The 17,073-nt window shown below is 64.6% G+C and carries 15 protein-coding genes; 10 read left to right on the top strand and 5 right to left on the bottom strand.

Annotation, left to right across the window (positions count from 1 at the left end):
* Positions 1-262 precede the first annotated feature (262 nt).
* The 3 genes from MnOB_RS15590 (at position 263) to MnOB_RS15580 (ending at position 4,244) form a co-directional block, all read left to right on the top strand.
* The gene (locus MnOB_RS15590; RefSeq protein WP_077525128.1) at positions 263-1,933 is read left to right on the top strand and encodes a nitrite/sulfite reductase; all 1,671 of its coding nucleotides are present in this window, start codon (positions 263-265) and stop codon (positions 1,931-1,933) included.
* Positions 1,930-2,412, top strand: coding sequence for a DUF934 domain-containing protein (locus MnOB_RS15585; RefSeq protein ID WP_077525127.1), 483 nt, complete (start codon positions 1,930-1,932; stop codon positions 2,410-2,412). The genes MnOB_RS15590 and MnOB_RS15585 overlap by 4 nt, the downstream gene beginning before the upstream one ends.
* Before the next feature lie 278 nt (positions 2,413-2,690).
* Entirely contained in the window at positions 2,691-4,244 is a 1,554-nt protein-coding gene (locus tag MnOB_RS15580) for a TerC family protein (protein ID WP_077525126.1), read from the top strand.
* 163 nt (positions 4,245-4,407) lie between these two features.
* On the opposite strand, the gene mscL is transcribed toward MnOB_RS15580, so the two are convergent.
* Positions 4,408-4,824 (bottom strand): large-conductance mechanosensitive channel protein MscL, encoded by a 417-nt coding sequence (mscL, locus tag MnOB_RS15575; RefSeq protein WP_077525125.1) that lies wholly within the window; start codon positions 4,822-4,824, stop codon positions 4,408-4,410.
* Between the two features lie 208 nt (positions 4,825-5,032).
* Here mscL and MnOB_RS15570 point away from each other — a divergent pair, with 208 nt between their 5' ends.
* The 3 genes from MnOB_RS15570 (at position 5,033) to radA (ending at position 7,048) form a co-directional block, all read left to right on the top strand.
* Positions 5,033-5,278: an HP1242/YdcH family protein gene (locus MnOB_RS15570; RefSeq protein ID WP_077525124.1), complete on the top strand. Its 246-nt coding sequence runs from the start codon at positions 5,033-5,035 to the stop codon at positions 5,276-5,278.
* 83 nt (positions 5,279-5,361) lie between these two features.
* Positions 5,362-5,640, top strand: coding sequence for a hypothetical protein (locus MnOB_RS15565; RefSeq protein ID WP_077525123.1), 279 nt, complete (start codon positions 5,362-5,364; stop codon positions 5,638-5,640).
* Between the two features lie 43 nt (positions 5,641-5,683).
* Positions 5,684-7,048: a DNA repair protein RadA gene (gene radA / locus MnOB_RS15560; protein ID WP_077525122.1), complete on the top strand. Its 1,365-nt coding sequence runs from the start codon at positions 5,684-5,686 to the stop codon at positions 7,046-7,048.
* 210 nt (positions 7,049-7,258) lie between these two features.
* On the opposite strand, the gene MnOB_RS15555 is transcribed toward radA, so the two are convergent.
* Genes MnOB_RS15555 through MnOB_RS15545 form a run of 3 tightly spaced genes read right to left on the bottom strand, consistent with a single transcriptional unit; the run spans position 7,259 to position 11,013 of the window.
* Positions 7,259-7,627 (bottom strand): PilZ domain-containing protein, encoded by a 369-nt coding sequence (locus MnOB_RS15555; protein ID WP_077525121.1) that lies wholly within the window; start codon positions 7,625-7,627, stop codon positions 7,259-7,261.
* Between the two features lie 52 nt (positions 7,628-7,679).
* Entirely contained in the window at positions 7,680-9,845 is a 2,166-nt protein-coding gene (locus MnOB_RS15550) for a hypothetical protein (protein WP_077525120.1), read from the bottom strand.
* Positions 9,832-11,013, bottom strand: coding sequence for a DUF3142 domain-containing protein (locus tag MnOB_RS15545; RefSeq protein WP_077525119.1), 1,182 nt, complete (start codon positions 11,011-11,013; stop codon positions 9,832-9,834). Before MnOB_RS15545 ends, MnOB_RS15550 begins: the two co-directional genes overlap by 14 nt.
* Positions 11,014-11,185: 172 nt before the next feature.
* Here MnOB_RS15545 and MnOB_RS15540 point away from each other — a divergent pair, with 172 nt between their 5' ends.
* The 4 genes from MnOB_RS15540 (at position 11,186) to MnOB_RS15525 (ending at position 15,441) form a co-directional block, all read left to right on the top strand.
* On the top strand, positions 11,186-11,692 hold the full coding sequence (locus tag MnOB_RS15540; protein ID WP_077525118.1) for a DUF3015 domain-containing protein: 507 nt from the start codon (positions 11,186-11,188) through the stop codon (positions 11,690-11,692).
* 154 nt (positions 11,693-11,846) lie between these two features.
* Positions 11,847-13,913, top strand: coding sequence for a carbon starvation CstA family protein (locus MnOB_RS15535; protein ID WP_077525117.1), 2,067 nt, complete (start codon positions 11,847-11,849; stop codon positions 13,911-13,913).
* A 13-nt stretch (positions 13,914-13,926) separates the two neighbouring features.
* Positions 13,927-14,130: a YbdD/YjiX family protein gene (locus tag MnOB_RS15530; protein ID WP_077525116.1), complete on the top strand. Its 204-nt coding sequence runs from the start codon at positions 13,927-13,929 to the stop codon at positions 14,128-14,130.
* A gap of 243 nt (positions 14,131-14,373) precedes the next feature.
* The gene (locus tag MnOB_RS15525) at positions 14,374-15,441 is read left to right on the top strand and encodes an extracellular solute-binding protein (protein ID WP_077525115.1); all 1,068 of its coding nucleotides are present in this window, start codon (positions 14,374-14,376) and stop codon (positions 15,439-15,441) included.
* A 316-nt stretch (positions 15,442-15,757) separates the two neighbouring features.
* Here MnOB_RS15525 and glyA read toward each other — a convergent pair whose 3' ends face one another.
* Positions 15,758-17,011 (bottom strand): serine hydroxymethyltransferase, encoded by a 1,254-nt coding sequence (gene glyA, locus MnOB_RS15520; RefSeq protein ID WP_077525114.1) that lies wholly within the window; start codon positions 17,009-17,011, stop codon positions 15,758-15,760.
* Between the last annotated feature and the right edge of the window lie 62 nt (positions 17,012-17,073).

Below are 17,073 nucleotides of genomic sequence, written 5' to 3'. Positions count from 1 at the left end.
AATCCTGTCGACGGGGAAACAGACTCAGATAAACCCGCTTTTTGGAGCTCAGATTGAGAGTGTCCTTCCAAACGAACCGCTGCTGTCCCTGTAGGAGCGAGCTCTGCTCGCGATCCTGGCCATTCGCGAGCAGAGCTCGCTCCTACGAAAGTTACCTGTCTGGCTGATCTGATATGGTTTTTACTGACATATCTGGCGCTGTTTCCTGTTGCAGAGCGTAGCCATAGTGAAGGCCCCCGCCCGCCTTGCTGGAGCTGCTTGCATGTACCACTACGACGACTACGACCGCGCCCTGGTGCAGGAGCGCGTGGCGCAATTCCGCGACCAGGTGGCGCGGCGCATCAACGGCGAGCTGTCCGAGGAAGAGTTCCTGCCGCTGCGCCTGCAGAACGGCCTCTACATGCAGAAGCACGCCTACATGCTGCGGGTCGCCATTCCCTACGGCACCCTGTCGTCGAACCAGCTGCGTTGCCTGGCGCATATCGCCCGCGCGCACGATCGCGGCTACGGCCATTTCACCACCCGGCAGAACATCCAGTTCAACTGGATCGAATTGGCCGAGGTGCCGGACATCCTCCAGCAACTGGCCGAGGTGGAGATGCACGCCATCCAGACCTCCGGCAACTGCGTACGTAACATCACCACCGAGGCCTTCGCCGGGGTGGCCGCCGACGAACTGCTGGACCCGCGGCCGCTGGCGGAAATCCTTCGCCAGTGGTCGACCATCAACCCGGAATTCCTCTTCCTGCCGCGCAAATTCAAGATCGCCCTCTGCGCCGCCGAAGAGGACCGTGCCGCTGTGCAGATGCACGATATCGGCCTCTACCTGTACCGCGATGAGGCGGGGGAAATGCGCCTGCGGGTGATGGTGGGCGGCGGGCTCGGGCGCACGCCGATCCTCAGCCAGCAGATCCGCGACGGCCTGCATTGGCGGCACCTGCTGTCCTATGTCGAAGCCATCCTGCGGGTTTACAACCGACATGGCCGGCGCGACAACAAGTACAAGGCGCGGATCAAGATCCTGGTGAAGGCGTTGGGCATCGACGCCTTCGCCCGCGAGGTGGAAGCCGAGTGGCAGCACCTGAAGGAGGGGCCGGCCGAGTTGACCGAGGACGAGTATCAACGAGTCGCCGTCAGTTTCGATGCGCCGTCCTACGACCATCTCGATGACGCCGATATTGGCTTCGGCACTCACCTGGCGCGGGACCCGGCCTTCGCCCGCTGGTGCGCGCGCAACCTGCAACCGCACAAGGTGCCGGGCTACGCCGCTGTGGTGCTGTCCACCAAGCCGGGGCCGGATGCGCCACCCGGCGACGTCACCGCCGCGCAGATGGAAGCGGTGGCCGACTGGGCCGAGCGTTTCGGATTCAGTGAAATCCGCATCGCCCACGAACAGAACCTGGTGCTGCCCGACGTGCGCAAAGCCGACCTGCACGCGCTCTGGCTGCTAGCCCGCGAGCGGGGCTTGGCGACCGCCAACATTGGCCTGCTTACCGACATCATCGCCTGCCCGGGGGGCGACTACTGCTCCCTGGCCAACGCCAAGTCCATCCCCATCGCCCAGGCCATCCAGGCGCGCTTCGTCGACCCGGCGGCACTTCAGGAGCTGGGCGAGCTGAGCCTGAACATCTCCGGCTGCATGAACGCCTGCGGCCACCACCACATTGGCAACATCGGCATTCTTGGTGTGGATAAGGGGGGCAGCGAGTGGTACCAGATCACCCTCGGCGGCGCCCAGGGCATGCAGAGCGAACTGGGCAAGGTGATCGGCCCGTCGTTCAGTGCCGACGAAGTGCCGGATGTCATCGAGAAGGTGGTGGCCACCTTCCGCGATTACCGCGAACCGGACGAGCGCTTCGTCGATACCGTGCGGCGTATCGGTCTGGAGCCCTTCAAGGAACGGGTCTACGCCAAGGCGGAGGTGCCGGCATGAACAACCTGATCAAGCTACTGGACGGCCAGGCCCGGCTGATGGAGAGCGACCCGTGGACGCTGGTGCGCGAGCCCGGAGAAGCGTTGCCCGATGGCCCGCTGATCCTGCCGTTGGCGCTCTGGCGCGAACGCGATGGTCGTGATGGCTTGCTGCTGCAACCGGATGACGAGGTGGAGCCGCTGGCGCCGCTGCTGTCGGAAACGCTGCCGCTGATCGCCGTGGAGTTTCCCAGCTTCCGCGACGGCCGTGGCTACAGCCAGGCCTACCTGTTGCGGGTGCGCCTCGGCTGGCGTGGCGAACTGCGCGCGGTGGGGGATGTGCTGCGGGACCAGCTCAGCCACATGCGCCAGTGTGGCTTCGATGCCTTTGCCGTGCGTGAGGACAAATCCGCCGAGGATGCGTTGAAAGGATTGATGGGTTTGAGCGTGCTCTATGGGCGTTCGGCAATAGAGCCAAGACCCTTATTTCGCCGTCGCTGAGAGATTTCGTACATGAATGGTAAAAATTCCTCGCTTAATGCGGGGGATTTTCTGACCTAGCATTCGCAGTTCGTTTATCCGAACTGGAAACCAATGGACAGCGATAGTTGTAAGCCGCCCCCTGCAACCCCGGGTGCGGCCGCCCCCCTTCCCACTGGCGTCTGCGCACGCCAATTCGAATTGCAGCTCCCCGCTGCCTACTCTTCGTGCATGTCGATGCAACGCCCGCAGGCGTCGTTTGCGCCTGCCCGCAAACCTGGTTCGAGAGCCTGATTTCTATGGAATGGATAGTTGACCCCACGGCTTGGCTGGGCCTGCTGACGCTGATCGTCCTGGAGATCGTCCTCGGTATCGACAACCTCGTGTTCATCGCCATCCTGGCCGACAAGCTGCCGCCCCATCAGCGCGACCGCGCGCGATTGATCGGCCTGTCGCTGGCGTTGCTGATGCGTCTGGGCCTGCTGGCGAGTATTTCCTGGCTGGTCACCCTGACCACGCCGCTGTTCGAGGTGTTCGACAAGAGCTTCTCCGGTCGCGACCTGATCATGCTGTTCGGTGGTGTGTTCCTGTTGTTCAAGGCCACCATGGAATTGCACGAGCGCCTGGAAGGCCGTGTCCACAGCCAGGCTGGAAGCCGTACCTACGCCATGTTCTGGCCGGTGGTGGCGCAGATCGTGGTACTGGATGCGGTGTTCTCTCTGGACGCGGTGATTACCGCCGTGGGCATGGTCGAGCACCTGGAAGTGATGATGATCGCGGTGGTGGTGTCCATCGGCCTGATGATCATCGCCAGCAAGCCGCTGACCGCCTTCGTCAACGCCCACCCCACGGTGATCATGCTGTGTCTGGGCTTCCTGATGATGATCGGCTTCAGCCTGACGGCCGAAGGCCTGGGCTTCCACATTCCGAAAGGCTACCTGTACGCCGCCATCGGTTTCTCGTTACTGATCGAGGCCGCCAACCAGCTGGTGCGCTGGCGCCGCAAGCGCCAGCTCCAGGGCGACCGCAGTGTGCGTGAGCGTACTGCCCACGCCGTGCTCCGCCTGCTGGGTGGGCGTGGTATCGAGGCTGATGAGGTGGGCGAGGAAATCGCCGACCTGCTGGATGGCGACGACATTGGCAAGGTGCCCTTCGACCGTCGCGAACGGATCATGATCAGCGGCGTGCTGGGGCTGGCCGAGCGCCCGATCCGGACCCTGATGACCAACCGCAACGAGGTGGGACGCATCGACCTCGACGAGCCGCGCGAAAGCATCCGCGACGCCCTGCTGCGTTCGCCGCACTCGCGCCTGCTGGTGATCCGCAGTGGCGACGTGGACGAGCCCCTCGGCTACGTGCACAAGAAGGAACTGCTGCGCGAACTGTTGCAGGGCCAGGAGCCGGACTTCGAGCAGATGCTGCGGATTCCGCCGAACCTGCCGGACAGCGCCTCCGTGCTGGGCGCCCTGGAAGAAATGCGCAAGGCCTCCACCCACGTGGCGTTCGTGGTCAACGAATTCGGCGGCTTCGAAGGGCTGCTGACCATGACCGACATTCTCGAGTCCATCGCCGGTGAGCTGCCCGACGCCAGCGAGGTGGACGGCCTGGATATCGAGCCGTGCGACGGCGGCTGGAAGGTCAGCGGTGCGGTGAACCTGAGCCTGCTGGGGGAGCGTGTCGGCTTTTCCGCCAAACCCGGCGAGGACTACCAGACCCTCGCGGGGCTGGCGATGAGCCTGCTGGATCGCCTGCCGGTCATCGGTGACTCCCTCGAGGTCGAAGGGTGGCAGCTGGAAGTGATCGAGGTGAGGGAACGGCGGGTCAATCGGCTGTTCCTGAAGCCGATGGCGTAGGTCGGGAAGGCCTTGTAGGGGCGAATTCATTCGCCAAGCGGACCGCAGGTCCGCCCTGCATGCCCCGGGGGCCGCTGCGCGGCCCATGGCGAATGAATTCGCCCCTACAGGTAAAGGCAAAAACGGCGCCGATGAGGCGCCGTTGTCATTTTTGCGATGCCCGTCAGGGCTGCCTGTCCTGCTGCGATTTCAGCAGGTCACGGATCTCGGTCAGCAGGGTTTCCTCGGGGGTCGGCGTCGGCGGCAGCTCGGGAGCGGCGGCCTCTTCACGTTTGAGCTTGTTGATCACCTTCACCCCCATGAAGATCGCGAAGGCGACGATCACGAAGTCGAGGATGGTCTGGATGAACTTGCCATAACTCAGCATCACAGCCGGGATTTCGCCCTCGGCGGCCTTGAGGGTGATGGCCAGGTCGGAGAAGTCGACCCCGCCGATCAGCAGGCCTATGGGCGGCATGATCACATCGCCCACGAACGACGAGACGATCTTGCCGAAGGCGGCGCCGATGATGATGCCCACGGCCATGTCGACCACATTGCCTTTGACGGCGAAGGCTTTGAATTCGTTGAGCAAGCTCATGTTTCACTCCCTGAGGTTCTGGATTCAACGCTGAAGTGTAATTCAGCGGGTCGAGGCTGCCAGCGACGGCCACCTCCTTGTGCCGGCGCACATGCTAGGGCGCGGCGGCCGCAGTGCCAAGTCCGGCGGAGTTTCCGTCAGGCGGCGCTTTCCGCCTGTGGTCCCTGGTCTAGCCTGAGAGGGAGGCTGCAAGAGGAGGGTCGCTGCCATGCCACTAGAACACCACCCGCTCAACCGTGAATTCCCGGAGTTCAAGGACACCATGCGCGCACTGCTGCAAAGCGATGCGCACTTTGCCCGGTTGGCGGGGGAGTACCAGGATCTGGATTCGCAAATCTACGAAGTCGAGGACGGCAACAAGGCCCTCGATGACAGCGCCCTGCACGGTCTGAAGGTGCAAAGGGTCGCCTTGAAAGATGAAATCGCCCGAATGCTCAGGAGCGCCAAGGGCTGACGCCTTGATTTGATCGGGGTCAACAGGGCTGGACGAGTAGGGGCATAGGCTGGGCACCATCATTTCTTCCCGGAGCCTTTGCCATGACCGCCTCCATCCTGATGTCCGGCGTGGGCATGATGCCTGCGTCGTCCATTTCCCCTGAGCGCCTGGAAGCCATCGAACGTCTGGGCCGCCTGCAAAGTCAGCTCGACCTGTTGCAACTCCGCATCCGCCGCGTGGAAGAGGGCAGCGAGCCGTCAGACGGCTCCAGCCTGACCATGCTTCACATGCGCCTGGATGGTCTGCTTGAGGACCTCGAACGCCAGCGTCGACGCGCCAGCGGCCAATGCTGCAACTGCGGCGGCGGTTGCCGGGATTGATCCGCTATCATGCGGGCTTTCGTGTTTTTGACGGAGTCCGCTGATGGCCAAGGCCAAACGCATGTACGGCTGCACCGAGTGCGGCGCCACTTTCCCCAAATGGGCCGGCCAGTGCGCTGATTGCGGGGCCTGGAACACCCTGGTGGAAACCGTGCTGGAGGGGGCCGCCGCCACGTCGAGCGGGCGTACTGGCTGGACCGGCCAGCAAGCGCAGATCAAGACGCTGGCGGAAGTCAGCGTCGAGGAAATGCCACGCTTTTCCACAGCCTCCAATGAGCTGGACCGCGTGCTCGGCGGCGGTCTGGTGGACGGCTCGGTGGTGCTGATTGGCGGTGATCCCGGCATCGGCAAATCCACCATCCTCTTGCAGACCCTCTGCAACATCGCAGCGCGCTTCCCTGCGCTCTATGTCACTGGCGAGGAATCCCAGCAACAGGTGGCCATGCGTGCCCGCCGCCTGAGCTTGCCGGAAGACAAACTCAAGGTGATGACCGAGACCTGCATCGAAAGCATCATCGCCACCGCGCGGGTGGAGAAGCCCAAGGTGATGGTGATCGACTCCATCCAGACCATCTTCACCGAGCAACTCCAGTCGGCCCCCGGCGGGGTTGCGCAGGTCCGCGAAAGCGCGGCGCTGCTGGTGCGGTTCGCCAAACAGAGCGGCACGGCGATCTTCCTGGTCGGCCATGTGACCAAGGAAGGCGCCCTGGCGGGGCCACGCGTGCTGGAGCACATGGTGGACACGGTGCTCTATTTCGAGGGCGAGTCCGACGGCCGCCTGCGCCTGCTGCGGGCGGTGAAGAACCGCTTCGGCGCGGTCAACGAGCTGGGTGTGTTCGGCATGACCGACAAGGGCCTGAAGGAGGTTTCCAACCCCTCGGCGATCTTCCTCACACGGGCCCAGGAATCCGTGCCCGGCAGCGTGGTGATGGCCACCTGGGAGGGCTCGCGGCCCATGCTCGTGGAGGTACAGGCGCTGGTGGACACCAGCCACCTGGCCAATCCGCGGCGGGTGACCCTGGGCCTGGATCAGAACCGCCTGGCCATGCTGCTGGCGGTCCTGCACCGGCACGGCGGCATCCCGACCTATGACCAGGATGTGTTCCTCAACGTGGTGGGTGGCGTGAAGGTACTGGAGACCGCGTCCGACCTCGCTCTGATCTCCGCCATCATCTCCAGCCTGCGCAACCGCCCCCTGGCCCATGACGTGCTGGTGTTCGGCGAAGTGGGGCTGTCCGGTGAGGTGCGCCCGGTGCCGAGCGGTCAGGAACGCCTGAAGGAAGCCGCGAAGCATGGTTTCAAGCGGGCGATCGTGCCCAAGGGCAACGCCCCCAAGGAAGATCCGCCGGGCCTCACCGTGGTTGCGGTGACACGCCTGGAACAGGCGCTGGATGCGCTGTTCGAGTAGTGGGGAGCGGGGTTGAGGTGAGAAACTTTGGCAGACCTGCGGTCTGCTTAGCGATTGAAATCGCCCCCACAGGAAAAGCGAGCAGCATTTAATCTGCACGGACGACTCCCTCTCCCGCTTGCGGGAGAGGGTTGGGGAGAGGGGCTTTTGGCAGACCTGCGGTCTGCTTGGCGATTGAAATCGCCCCTACAAGAAGCGGCTGCCGACGGGCTATTGCTCACCCAGCGCGGTCAGATCACGTTCCAGCAGTTCTTCACTGCCCAGGTTGAGTTCTACCAGGCGGCGCAGGTGGCTGATGGAGTCCAGGTCGATATGACGGCAGATGAAGCCGAGCTGGTCGCCCTGGGCGCGGGTCAGTTCCACTTCCATCTCGACCTTGGCGTCTGCGCCCAGATCGACCCGCACATCGAACAGGCTTGCCGGATCGCCATCCCAGTCCGCCGGACGGATCACCAGCAATCCCTTGAGGGAAATGTCATGCAGCTCCGCCGTCCAGCGGTTGTCGCCCTGGGTGATTGTGGTGGCGGCGTCGAAGTTGATGCGGTGGAAGCGCCGACGATCGTTGGCGGTTTCACTCATGGTCATGCTCCTGCGAGATTTCATCCACTATAGCCAAGGCTCTCCGGGCTGTTCATTCGCCGCGGCGACGCCTGATCCAGAAAATCGACAGGGCAACCACCAGCGCGCCGGCCCCGACCAGCAGGTACTTGTAAGGGCGCAAGCGGGTGCGTAACCCGTTCCCGCGCTCTTCCCAGACGCGTTTTTCGGCAGCGTCGAAGTCCGGTGCTTCGCAGTTGCGGCCGAAGTTGGCCGCCCAGGGTACGTAGGGACCATCTTCCACGTAGCGCAGGTAGTAGCTCCGCGCGTCTTTCAGGTTGCTGCTGAGCAGGAAACCGGTGGCCTTGCACAGCACCGCGGCGAAGGCCTGGCTGCTTTGTGGCAGTTGGTCGGCGGCGCGGCCGGCCAGTTGCGCGGCGACCCAGCGATAGTGATAGCGGTTGTTGGGCCGAGCGAGGTTTTCGTTCTGCCGATTGACCTCGTCCGCGCTCAGCAGGTCGCCTGGCTGCTGCTGCCCGACCTGAAGTAGGGCGAAGGAACCACCCAGGCTGTGGAAGTCCGGCGACATCTCGTAGCCCAACAGCTCCATGCCCTGTTCGCGGGCGATCAGTGCGGCCTCATAGAGCGCTTCGGCGCGCCCGGTAGCGGTCCAGCGGTTTTCCGCCTCTTCGCGGGCCTGGCCATAGCGACGGGCGGCGTCGCGTAGTTCATCGCCGTCGAAGTAGGGCAATGCCTCGGCATAGTGGCCTTCGCGGAGCAGTCGCCGGGCCAGCAGGTTGCGCAGCTGGGAGGCGACCGGGCGTGGCTGGTAGTTCTCGCGCTCTTCCGCCGTCTGCGGCTCTGGGGCAGGCACCTTGGCGTCGACATAGCCCTTGAGTTCTTCCAGGGTGAGCACACGTTCGGCGGTGGTGGCGCTGTCCCACCAGTAGATTTCGCCGGTGCGCCAGAGCAGGTCGAAGGCATCCAGATAGTCGCCGCGCTGGAGCGAAAGGATGGCGTTCTCGCCGTCCACGCGGCAGCGCGGCTTCACGTCCTCCCAGTCCCAGTTCGCGGTGCGCCGGTAGCCCCAGTCTTCGTCCTTGGGGAAGGCGCGGGCGGCCTTGGCATAGGCTTCAGTCGCGCGAGTGGAGTCGCCATCGCGCAGGGCCAGCTTGGCCCGCAGCCACCAGGCAAGGCCACTGTCGCCTGCCTTGGCGACGAAGTGCTCGGCGTCGGCATAGCGACCGAACTGGTAACTCAGCGCCGCCAGGCGATCGGCGTTGGCCAGATCGGCACCGGCGTTCTCGATCAGCAGCGTGCTGATGCGTTCATCACCGCTCTGCTCGCCGTCGATGCGGCTGAGCAGGCGGGCCGTGAGCAGTTGCTGGACTTCAGGCAGTGCCAGCAGCGGTGCCAGCTCTTCGCTGGGCATCCGCGCCAGTTCGCCGGCGAGCTGGCGCAGGGAGCTGTAGCCGGTACTGGATCGATGGGCGGTCTGGCTGGCGTAGAGACGGATGGCGCTGGCCCAGTCACCGGCCAGATAGGCCAGGCGGGCTTCCTCACCGAGACTGGCAATGCCCAGTTCCAGCGGGTCGGCATAGCCCTGGATGGCGAGCTGGCGAGTCTGCTGGAACGCTTCCCGTGCGGATTGGGCGGCGTCCTCCATGAACAGGCGCTGATCTTCCTCGCTGCGCCGGGCTTCTTCGACGGGGACGCCGTCGGGACGGCTCAGGCTGGCCTGGGCACGTCCGAGCGAGTAAGCGGCCCAGGTACCGCGCAAGCGGCGCTGGTCTGCCGGGAGTTCCAGCACGCGGCGGAAGTAGGCGCTGGCCAGCAGGTAGTCCTGCTGGGCAAAGGCCACTGCGCCGGCACTGTAGAGGCGCAGTTCGGTGGGCAGCTCCTGGCCCTGGTCTTCCACCTGGCTGGCGTCGGCCAGCGTTCGTAGGCGTTTCACCTGCTGGTAGAGGGTGTCTCCCAGTTCCTTCTGCTCGATCTCGTCGCGCTGCTGGAGGTATCGCTCTCCACCGTCGTCCCAATAGCCCACCAGGGTGGCATCCCCGGACTGGCCGAGGCCCGGTACAGGCTTGCCCAGGCGTGCGGCTTCAAAGGCGAAATTGCCTTCGGGAAGTTCGGCCAGGGTCTGGGCGCGGTCGCCCAGCAGGCTCAGGGGGAAGTCTGGTCCGCAGGCCTGGGCACTCATTAGCGGCAGGCAAAGTGCGATGGCCAGGGCCAGACGCCGGCGGGGTTCAGGGGTCGACATGGGATCCTCCTTGATCGATTTGCTGGCAGCGTGCCCAACCCAGGGCGCGCTGCTGGCCGGCAGTAAGCTGGCCTTCGGTATGACGGGTGAACACCAGCGCGTTGGCCGTGCGTTCCAGGCGATAGCCGGCGAGGGCATCGGCGGAGTCGCAGGCTTGCGCCGGCAGTTCGATGCGTTGGGGCAGCGTGGCGGTCAGGTTTCCCTGATTGGCGATGGCCAGTTCATGGAGCGGCCCACGCTGATGGATCTTTGGCTGGACATCTGCGTACAGGCTTTCGCCGCGCGCCACGGCCTTGAGGGTCGTGAGTGGCCAGGCGCGGCGGTCGCCTTCCAGTGGCAGGCGGAACCAGATGACGCCAGCCAGGCGCTCGGGACGTTTCTGCCTCAAGTCGGCGAGGAGCTCGGCCAGTTGCTGCGGGTCTGCTTGAAGTTCGTGGCGCGGGCCAGCCAGCGCCAACGGGCTTTCGCTTTCCACCTGGCCATTGACCAGGGCAATGCCATAGGCGGGCAAGGCGAGCTGGAAGGGGCGCTCGGTGACCTGGCTCCAGCGCCGTGCCCAGACCAGGGCGCGGGCAGGGTCGAAAAGACCGCTCGCGGGTGCGCTGACCGCATGGACCTGCAGCACGCTGCTGTCCACCTCGCGCAGCAGGTCCGGAAGAGTGGGGCTGTCGAGCCAGGCGGGCAGGGCGGTAATGCTGAGTTTCAGCTCAGGTGGCAGTGCCGGGCGCAGGTCATGGAGGAAGGCGCGATAGCCCGGCAGGCGCGCGCTGGCGCAGTCGTGGTCGATCTCCAGGCCTTGCACGGCGAGGCCCTGTGCGCGCCAGTCTTCCATTAGCGCGAGGATAGCGTCGCGGGTGCGCTGCAGGTCCAGCTCCGGCAGCTGGCCATCCAGGCGCACCACGGCCACCAGCGGTCGGCCATCGGTCCGGAGCATCCGGGCATTCACCCTGATGCGAGACCAGCCGGCACCGGGATGGGCCTGGGCGGCGAGCACCCGCAGCATGGAAAAGTCGCTGCGGCTGGCGGCCAGGGCTTCGGCATGGGCGGGTCGCCATTGCCGTTGCCAGATATAGAGTTGCTGGTCGAGCGCGGGCGGAGCTTCCGGCCGGCAGCCTGAGGCGAGGAGCAGCAGAAGGGCGAGGGCGACACGTAGATGAAAGACAGGCATGGATGCGACGCGCACGGGGGGCGGAGTCCTTGGGCATTCGAGCCGGAATGCGGCGAATTACATCCGCATTCCCACGCGCCGGCAAGGCCTGCCGGCGCTGGTTTGACAGTTACCCATCCGTCACCAAAGCTGCTTAGGCGGTTTCTCTATAAATCCATGCGGAGCGCAGAATATGGATAAGCGACTGCTGAGCAAGGGGTTGATCGTAGGCCTGTTGAGTGCGGCGAGTCTGGCTGCCCAAGCCGACCAGGCCGGGGGTGGCGGCTGCGGTTGGGGCCAGATGGTCTTCGAAGGTCAGCGCGGCCTTGTGCCACACCTGCTGGCCACCACCACCAACGGTACGTCGGGCAACGCCACCTTCGGCCTGACGTCGGGCACCAACGGTTGCGACTCCAGCGTCCGCATTGGCTATGGCGGCCGTTCCCTGCTGGCCATGAACGGCATGCTGGACAACATCGCCGAAGACATGGCTCAAGGTCAGGGTGAAGCGCTGGATGCCTACGCGACCCTGCTGGGGATCGAGCAGGGCGACCGCGCCCACTTCGCCCAGGTCACTCACGCCAATTTCTCCACCATCTTCTCCGGGGCGGACGTCACCGGCGAACAAGTACTGGCCGCGACCCTGGACGTGATGAGCCGAGACCAGCAACTGGCCCGTTACGCCAAGCAGCCGAGTTAAGTTCCGCAACGCATAAAAGAGCCGGGCAATGCCCGGCTTTTTTCTAGCCCCCGGTCGCGCAAAGGGGCGTTGCAGACGGTGGCCGGCCAACGGTTGCCTCCAGACGGACTAAGCTTGTGCGGCAGCTTGTCTGTCCATCCATTCGGAGCTTCCTATGAACAATAACAACAGCGTCCTGCGCCACCTGCCCTGGGCAGTGCTGGCTGTAGTCGGCGCCTGTGCTCTGGGCGTCGTCGCGCTGCGTCGCGGCGAAGCGATCAACGCCCTGTGGATAGTGGTGGCCGCCGTTGCCCTTTACCTGGTTGCCTACCGCTACTACAGCCTGTTCATCGCCAACAGGGTGATGCAACTCGATCCCGCCCGTGCCACACCGGCGATCATCCATAACGACGGTCTGGATTACGTTCCGACCAACAAGCACGTGCTCTTCGGCCACCACTTCGCCGCCATCGCCGGCGCTGGCCCACTGGTGGGCCCGGTACTCGCCGCACAGATGGGCTACCTGCCCGGCACGCTCTGGCTGATCTCCGGCGTTGTCCTGGCCGGTGCGGTGCAGGACTTCATGGTGTTGTTCATTTCCAGCCGCCGTGATGGTCGCTCCCTGGGCGAACTGGTGCGCGAGGAGATGGGCCAGGTGGCCGGCACCATCGCGCTGTTCGGCGCCTTCCTGATCATGATCATCATCCTCGCGGTGCTCTCGCTGATCGTGGTGAAAGCCCTGGCGGAAAGCCCGTGGGGCATGTTCACCGTGATGGCGACCATCCCCATTGCGATGCTGATGGGCATCTACATGCGCTATATCCGCCCCGGCCGTATCGGAGAGATTTCCGTCGTCGGCGTGGCGTTGCTGCTCACCTCCATCTGGCTCGGTGGCCAGGTGGCCGCCGACCCGGTCTGGGGCCCGGCGTTCACCTTCACCGGCGTGCAGATCACCTGGATGCTGATCGGCTATGGCTTCGTGGCCGCCGTTCTGCCGGTGTGGCTGATCCTCGCCCCGCGTGACTACCTGTCGACCTTCCTGAAGATCGGCACCATCATCGCGCTGGCCATTGGCATTCTGATCACCATGCCGGAACTGAAAATGCCGGCGTTGACCCAGTTCGTCGACGGCACCGGCCCGGTGTGGAAGGGCACCCTGTTCCCGTTCCTGTTTATCACCATTGCCTGTGGCGCGGTCTCCGGCTTCCATGCGCTGATCAGCTCCGGCACCACGCCCAAGCTGCTGGCCAGTGAGTCCCACGCCCGCTACATCGGTTACGGCGGCATGCTGATGGAGTCCTTCGTCGCCATCATGGCCATGGTCGCTGCCTCGGTGATCGAGCCGGGCGTGTACTTCGCCATGAACAGCCCGCCCGCGGTGGTCGGTGCGGATGTCGCCAGCGTGGCCGCGACGGTCAGTGGCTGGGGCTTCGCCATCACGCCAGAGCAACTGGAGGCGACTGCCCGTGACATCGGCGAACACACCGTCCTGGCCCGCGCCGGCGGTGCGCCGACCCTGGCCGTGGGCATCGCGCAGATCCTTCACCAGGTGCTGCCGGGTGAGAACACCATGGCCTTCTGGTACCACTTCGCGATTCTCTTCGAGGCGCTGTTCATCCTCACCGCGGTGGACGCCGGTACCCGTGCCGGTCGCTTCATGCTGCAGGACCTGCTGGGCAACTTCGTCCCGGCGCTGAAGAAAACCGAGTCCTGGACCGCCAACGTCATCGCCACCGCTGGCTGCGTGGCGCTGTGGGGCTGGTTGCTGTACCAGGGTGTGATCGACCCGCTGGGCGGCATCAATACCCTGTGGCCGCTGTTCGGCATCTCCAACCAGATGCTGGCGGGCATCGCCCTGATGCTGGGCTGCGTGGTGCTGATCAAGATGAAGCGCCAGCGTTATGTGTGGGTGACGCTGATTCCTGCCACCTGGCTGCTGATCTGCACCACCACCGCAGGCGTGATCAAGCTGCTCGACCCGAACCCGGCGGTGGGCTTCCTGGCCCTGGCCAAAAAGTACAGCGATGCGCTGGATGCTGGCCAGATCCTGGCCCCGGCCAAGGACATCACGCAGATGCAGCACGTGATCTTCAACGCCTACACCAACGCTACCCTGACCGTGCTGTTCCTCTTCGTGGTGCTGAGCGTGCTGTTCTACGCGCTCAAGGTGGGCCGCAGCGCCTGGATGAAACCGGAGCGCACCGACAAGGAAGCGCCGTTCCAGCCGATTCCGGACGCCTGAGGAGGCCGCGCGCATGTTCAATGACCTGAGTCGCATGGGCAAATACCTCGGCCAGGCCGCGCGCATGCTGGTGGGCATGCCCGACTACGACAATTACGTCGAGCACATGCACAACAAGCATCCGGACAAGCCGGTCATGACTTACGAGGAGTTCTTCCGCGAGCGCCAGGAGGCGCGCTACGGCGGTGGCAAGGGACGGCCCATACGTTGTTGCTGAGCTGAAAGGCGGAGGCAGGAGCGCCACGTATTGTCGTGGCGCTTTTTTTTGCACCGGACGTAGCGTGATCGGGCCGGAGAACGGCAGTCAGACGCAAGCGCCGTAGGGCCCGGCGCGACCTGGTTCGTATTCCCGACAATCCGGCAGACAGACACAAGCGACTGGCAGGCACGGCCATGACGATGCCGCTGGTGATCGTTTAAATCCTCCCCAGCCCTCATGGGAGCAGGGCGGGAGGGAACCATGAAGAAGACGTTCTGCCTGTTGCTGTGCAGCTTGCTGGCCGGCTTTGCCCAGGCCGAGGAGGTGCTGCGGGTCTACAACTGGACCAACTACATCGATCCCGACGTGCTCGCGGCCTTCCAGCGTGAGAGCGGGGTGCGAGTCGAGTACACCACCTTCAATACCGCCGCCGATCTGGATGCGGCCCTGGCCGGGGCGACGCCGTACGACCTGGTCGTGCCCTCGCATTTCCAGCTCACGCGGTTGATGGGCGAAAAGCGCCTGCAGCCGTTGGACTTCAGCCTGTTGCCCCATTACGGCAGCCTGGACCCGGCACTGCTGGCCATGCTGGCCGGATTCGATTCGGCGAACCGCTACGTGGTGCCCTATCTCTGGGGATCGGTGGGCCTGGTAAGCAATCCGTCCCTGGCCGAAGCAGCGCTTGGCGGCACCTTGCCGAACAGCTGGAGCCTGCTCTTCGACGAGCAGCAACGAACGCGCCTGGCGAGCTGCGGCCTGGGGATGCTGGATGCGCCGGAGGAAACCCTGTCGCTCTGGCTCAACTATCGGGGTCGCAACCTGAGCAAGGGTGGTACCCGGCAGGTCGATCAGGCCGGCAAGCAACTGCTGGCCATGCAGGGGCAGATTCGCAACCTGGACAACGACGGTTACGTCGCCGACCTCGCCAGCGGCAAGCTCTGCGTGGCCATGGCCTGGGTCGGACATGCGCTGACGGCTGCGGAGAAGAACCCGGCCCTGCGCTTCCGGATTCCCGATGAAGGTGCGTTGGTGTTCATCGACAGCCTGGCCATTCCCGCCAACGCTGCGCGGCCGGACCTGGCCTATCGCTTCATCGACTTCCTGCTGCAGCCGGATAACGCCCGCCGCAACGCCCTGGCATCGCATTTCTACTCGCCACTGAAGGCCGACTCGCCGGAAATGGCCCGGCTGGCGAAGGAGCAGCCGATGCTGGTGCCCAACCAGGCCGAGCGTAAGCGGCTGTACCTGCTGGAGCGCCTGACGCCGGCGCAGAAGGAGAGGGTTGATGCGTTGTGGCAGCAGATCAAGGCGGCGCGTACTGGTGGGTGAGGGCTGGAGGCTGGTGAGGTCCTTTCCACCGGGGGCGGAGCATGGCTGGGGTCAAAGGCGACTTTTCACACTGGGTTGGCAAGAGTGAGTGAGCTGGGCTTCCCTCACCCCCGGCCCCTCTCCCAGAGGTAGAGGGGTGACTCACGCCGGACGTGGCAGAGCAGTGCTGATGCACACGTATTGCCTGAAGGTCTGCAGATGGGGACAGCGACTCCGCCCCTTCGGGAGGCCGAACGCGCCGGAGTGCCGATCCCGTATGTGCTGAACACCCATAAAAAAGCCCGGCATTTGCCGGGCTTCTTCGTTGCGCTGTCGCTTACTTGCCGTAAACCGGCAGCTTGGCGCAGATGGCCTTGACCTTCTCGCGAACCGCGTCGATCACGGACTCGTCGCCCATGTTCTCGAGGATGTCGCAGATCCAGCCAGCCAGTTCGCGGCACTCGGCTTCCTTGAAGCCACGAGTGGTGACCGCCGGGGTGCCGATACGCAGGCCGGAGGTGACGAACGGGGAACGCGGATCGTTCGGCACCGAGTTCTTGTTCACGGTGATGAAGGCGCGACCCAGGGCGGCGTCGGCGTCTTTACCGGTGATGTCCTGCTTGATCAGCGACAGCAGGAACAGGTGGTTCTGGGTGCCGCCGGAAACCACGTCGAAGCCACGGTCGATGAAGACCTGGGCCATGGTCTGGGCGTTCTTCAGGACCTGCTGCTGGTAGGTCTTGAACTCAGGCTGCAGGGCTTCCTTGAAGCACACGGCCTTGGCGGCGATCACGTGCTCCAGCGGGCCACCCTGGGCGCCCGGGAATACGGCGGAGTTCAGCTTCTTCTCGATCTCTTCGTTCTTGCGAGCGAGGATCAGGCCGCCACGCGGACCGCGCAGGGTCTTGTGGGTGGTGGTGGTGACCACGTCGGCGAACGGAACCGGGTTCGGGTAGACGCCAGCGGCGACCAGGCCGGCAACGTGGGCCATGTCGACGAACAGGTAGGCGCCTACCTTGTCAGCGATAGCGCGGAAGCGCGGGAAGTCCAGGACCTGGGAGTAGGCGGAGAAGCCGGCGACGATCATCTTCGGCTTGTGCTCGACGGCCAGGCGCTCGACTTCGTCGTAGTCGATCAGGCCGTTGGCATCGATGCCGTACTGCACAGCGTTGTACAGCTTGCCGGAGGAGCTGACGCTGGCGCCGTGGGTCAGGTGACCACCGTGGGCCAGGCTCATGCCGAGGATGGTGTCACCGGCGCTGAGCAGGGCCAGGTAGACGGCGCTGTTGGCCTGGGAGCCGGCGTGCGGCTGGACGTTGGCGTAGTCGGCGCCGAACAGTTCCTTGGCGCGGTCGATGGCCAGTTGCTCGACGATGTCGACGTACTCGCAACCACCGTAGTAGCGCTTGTGCGGGTAGCCTTCGGCGTACTTGTTGGTCAGCACGGAGCCCTGGGCTTCCATCACCGCCGGGCTGGTGTAGTTCTCGGAGGCGATGAGCTCGATGTGCTCTTCCTGGCGCAGGGCTTCTTGCTCCATGGCGGCGAACAGGTCGGCATCGTAGCGGGCGAGGGTCAAATCACGGCTGAACATGGCGGTCCTCTTAAGGATCGGTGCTAGGAAAGGGCCGCATTCTACCTGATCGGTCGCTGGCT

Origin of the sequence: Metapseudomonas resinovorans, assembly GCF_002003485.1 — a bacterium.
Taxonomy (GTDB): Bacteria; Pseudomonadota; Gammaproteobacteria; order Pseudomonadales; family Pseudomonadaceae; genus Metapseudomonas; species Metapseudomonas resinovorans_D.
The sequence above is the reverse complement of the archived record's forward strand: the minus strand, read 5'-3'. Positions and strand labels throughout refer to the sequence as shown.

What these genes read in the sequence shown, in the direction of transcription:
- MnOB_RS15590 (WP_077525128.1), top strand. Translation starts at nt 263, where the DNA reads ATGTACCACTACGACGACTACGACCGCGCCCTGGTGCAGGAGCGCGTG.
- MnOB_RS15585 (WP_077525127.1), top strand. Translation starts at nt 1,930, where the DNA reads ATGAACAACCTGATCAAGCTACTGGACGGCCAGGCCCGGCTGATGGAG.
- MnOB_RS15580 (WP_077525126.1), top strand. Translation starts at nt 2,691, where the DNA reads ATGGAATGGATAGTTGACCCCACGGCTTGGCTGGGCCTGCTGACGCTG.
- mscL (WP_077525125.1), bottom strand. Translation starts at nt 4,824, where the DNA reads ATGAGCTTGCTCAACGAATTCAAAGCCTTCGCCGTCAAAGGCAATGTG.
- MnOB_RS15570 (WP_077525124.1), top strand. Translation starts at nt 5,033, where the DNA reads ATGCCACTAGAACACCACCCGCTCAACCGTGAATTCCCGGAGTTCAAG.
- MnOB_RS15565 (WP_077525123.1), top strand. Translation starts at nt 5,362, where the DNA reads ATGACCGCCTCCATCCTGATGTCCGGCGTGGGCATGATGCCTGCGTCG.
- radA (WP_077525122.1), top strand. Translation starts at nt 5,684, where the DNA reads ATGGCCAAGGCCAAACGCATGTACGGCTGCACCGAGTGCGGCGCCACT.
- MnOB_RS15555 (WP_077525121.1), bottom strand. Translation starts at nt 7,627, where the DNA reads ATGAGTGAAACCGCCAACGATCGTCGGCGCTTCCACCGCATCAACTTC.
- MnOB_RS15550 (WP_077525120.1), bottom strand. Translation starts at nt 9,845, where the DNA reads ATGTCGACCCCTGAACCCCGCCGGCGTCTGGCCCTGGCCATCGCACTT.
- MnOB_RS15545 (WP_077525119.1), bottom strand. Translation starts at nt 11,013, where the DNA reads ATGCCTGTCTTTCATCTACGTGTCGCCCTCGCCCTTCTGCTGCTCCTC.
- MnOB_RS15540 (WP_077525118.1), top strand. Translation starts at nt 11,186, where the DNA reads ATGGATAAGCGACTGCTGAGCAAGGGGTTGATCGTAGGCCTGTTGAGT.
- MnOB_RS15535 (WP_077525117.1), top strand. Translation starts at nt 11,847, where the DNA reads ATGAACAATAACAACAGCGTCCTGCGCCACCTGCCCTGGGCAGTGCTG.
- MnOB_RS15530 (WP_077525116.1), top strand. Translation starts at nt 13,927, where the DNA reads ATGTTCAATGACCTGAGTCGCATGGGCAAATACCTCGGCCAGGCCGCG.
- MnOB_RS15525 (WP_077525115.1), top strand. Translation starts at nt 14,374, where the DNA reads ATGAAGAAGACGTTCTGCCTGTTGCTGTGCAGCTTGCTGGCCGGCTTT.
- glyA (WP_077525114.1), bottom strand. Translation starts at nt 17,011, where the DNA reads ATGTTCAGCCGTGATTTGACCCTCGCCCGCTACGATGCCGACCTGTTC.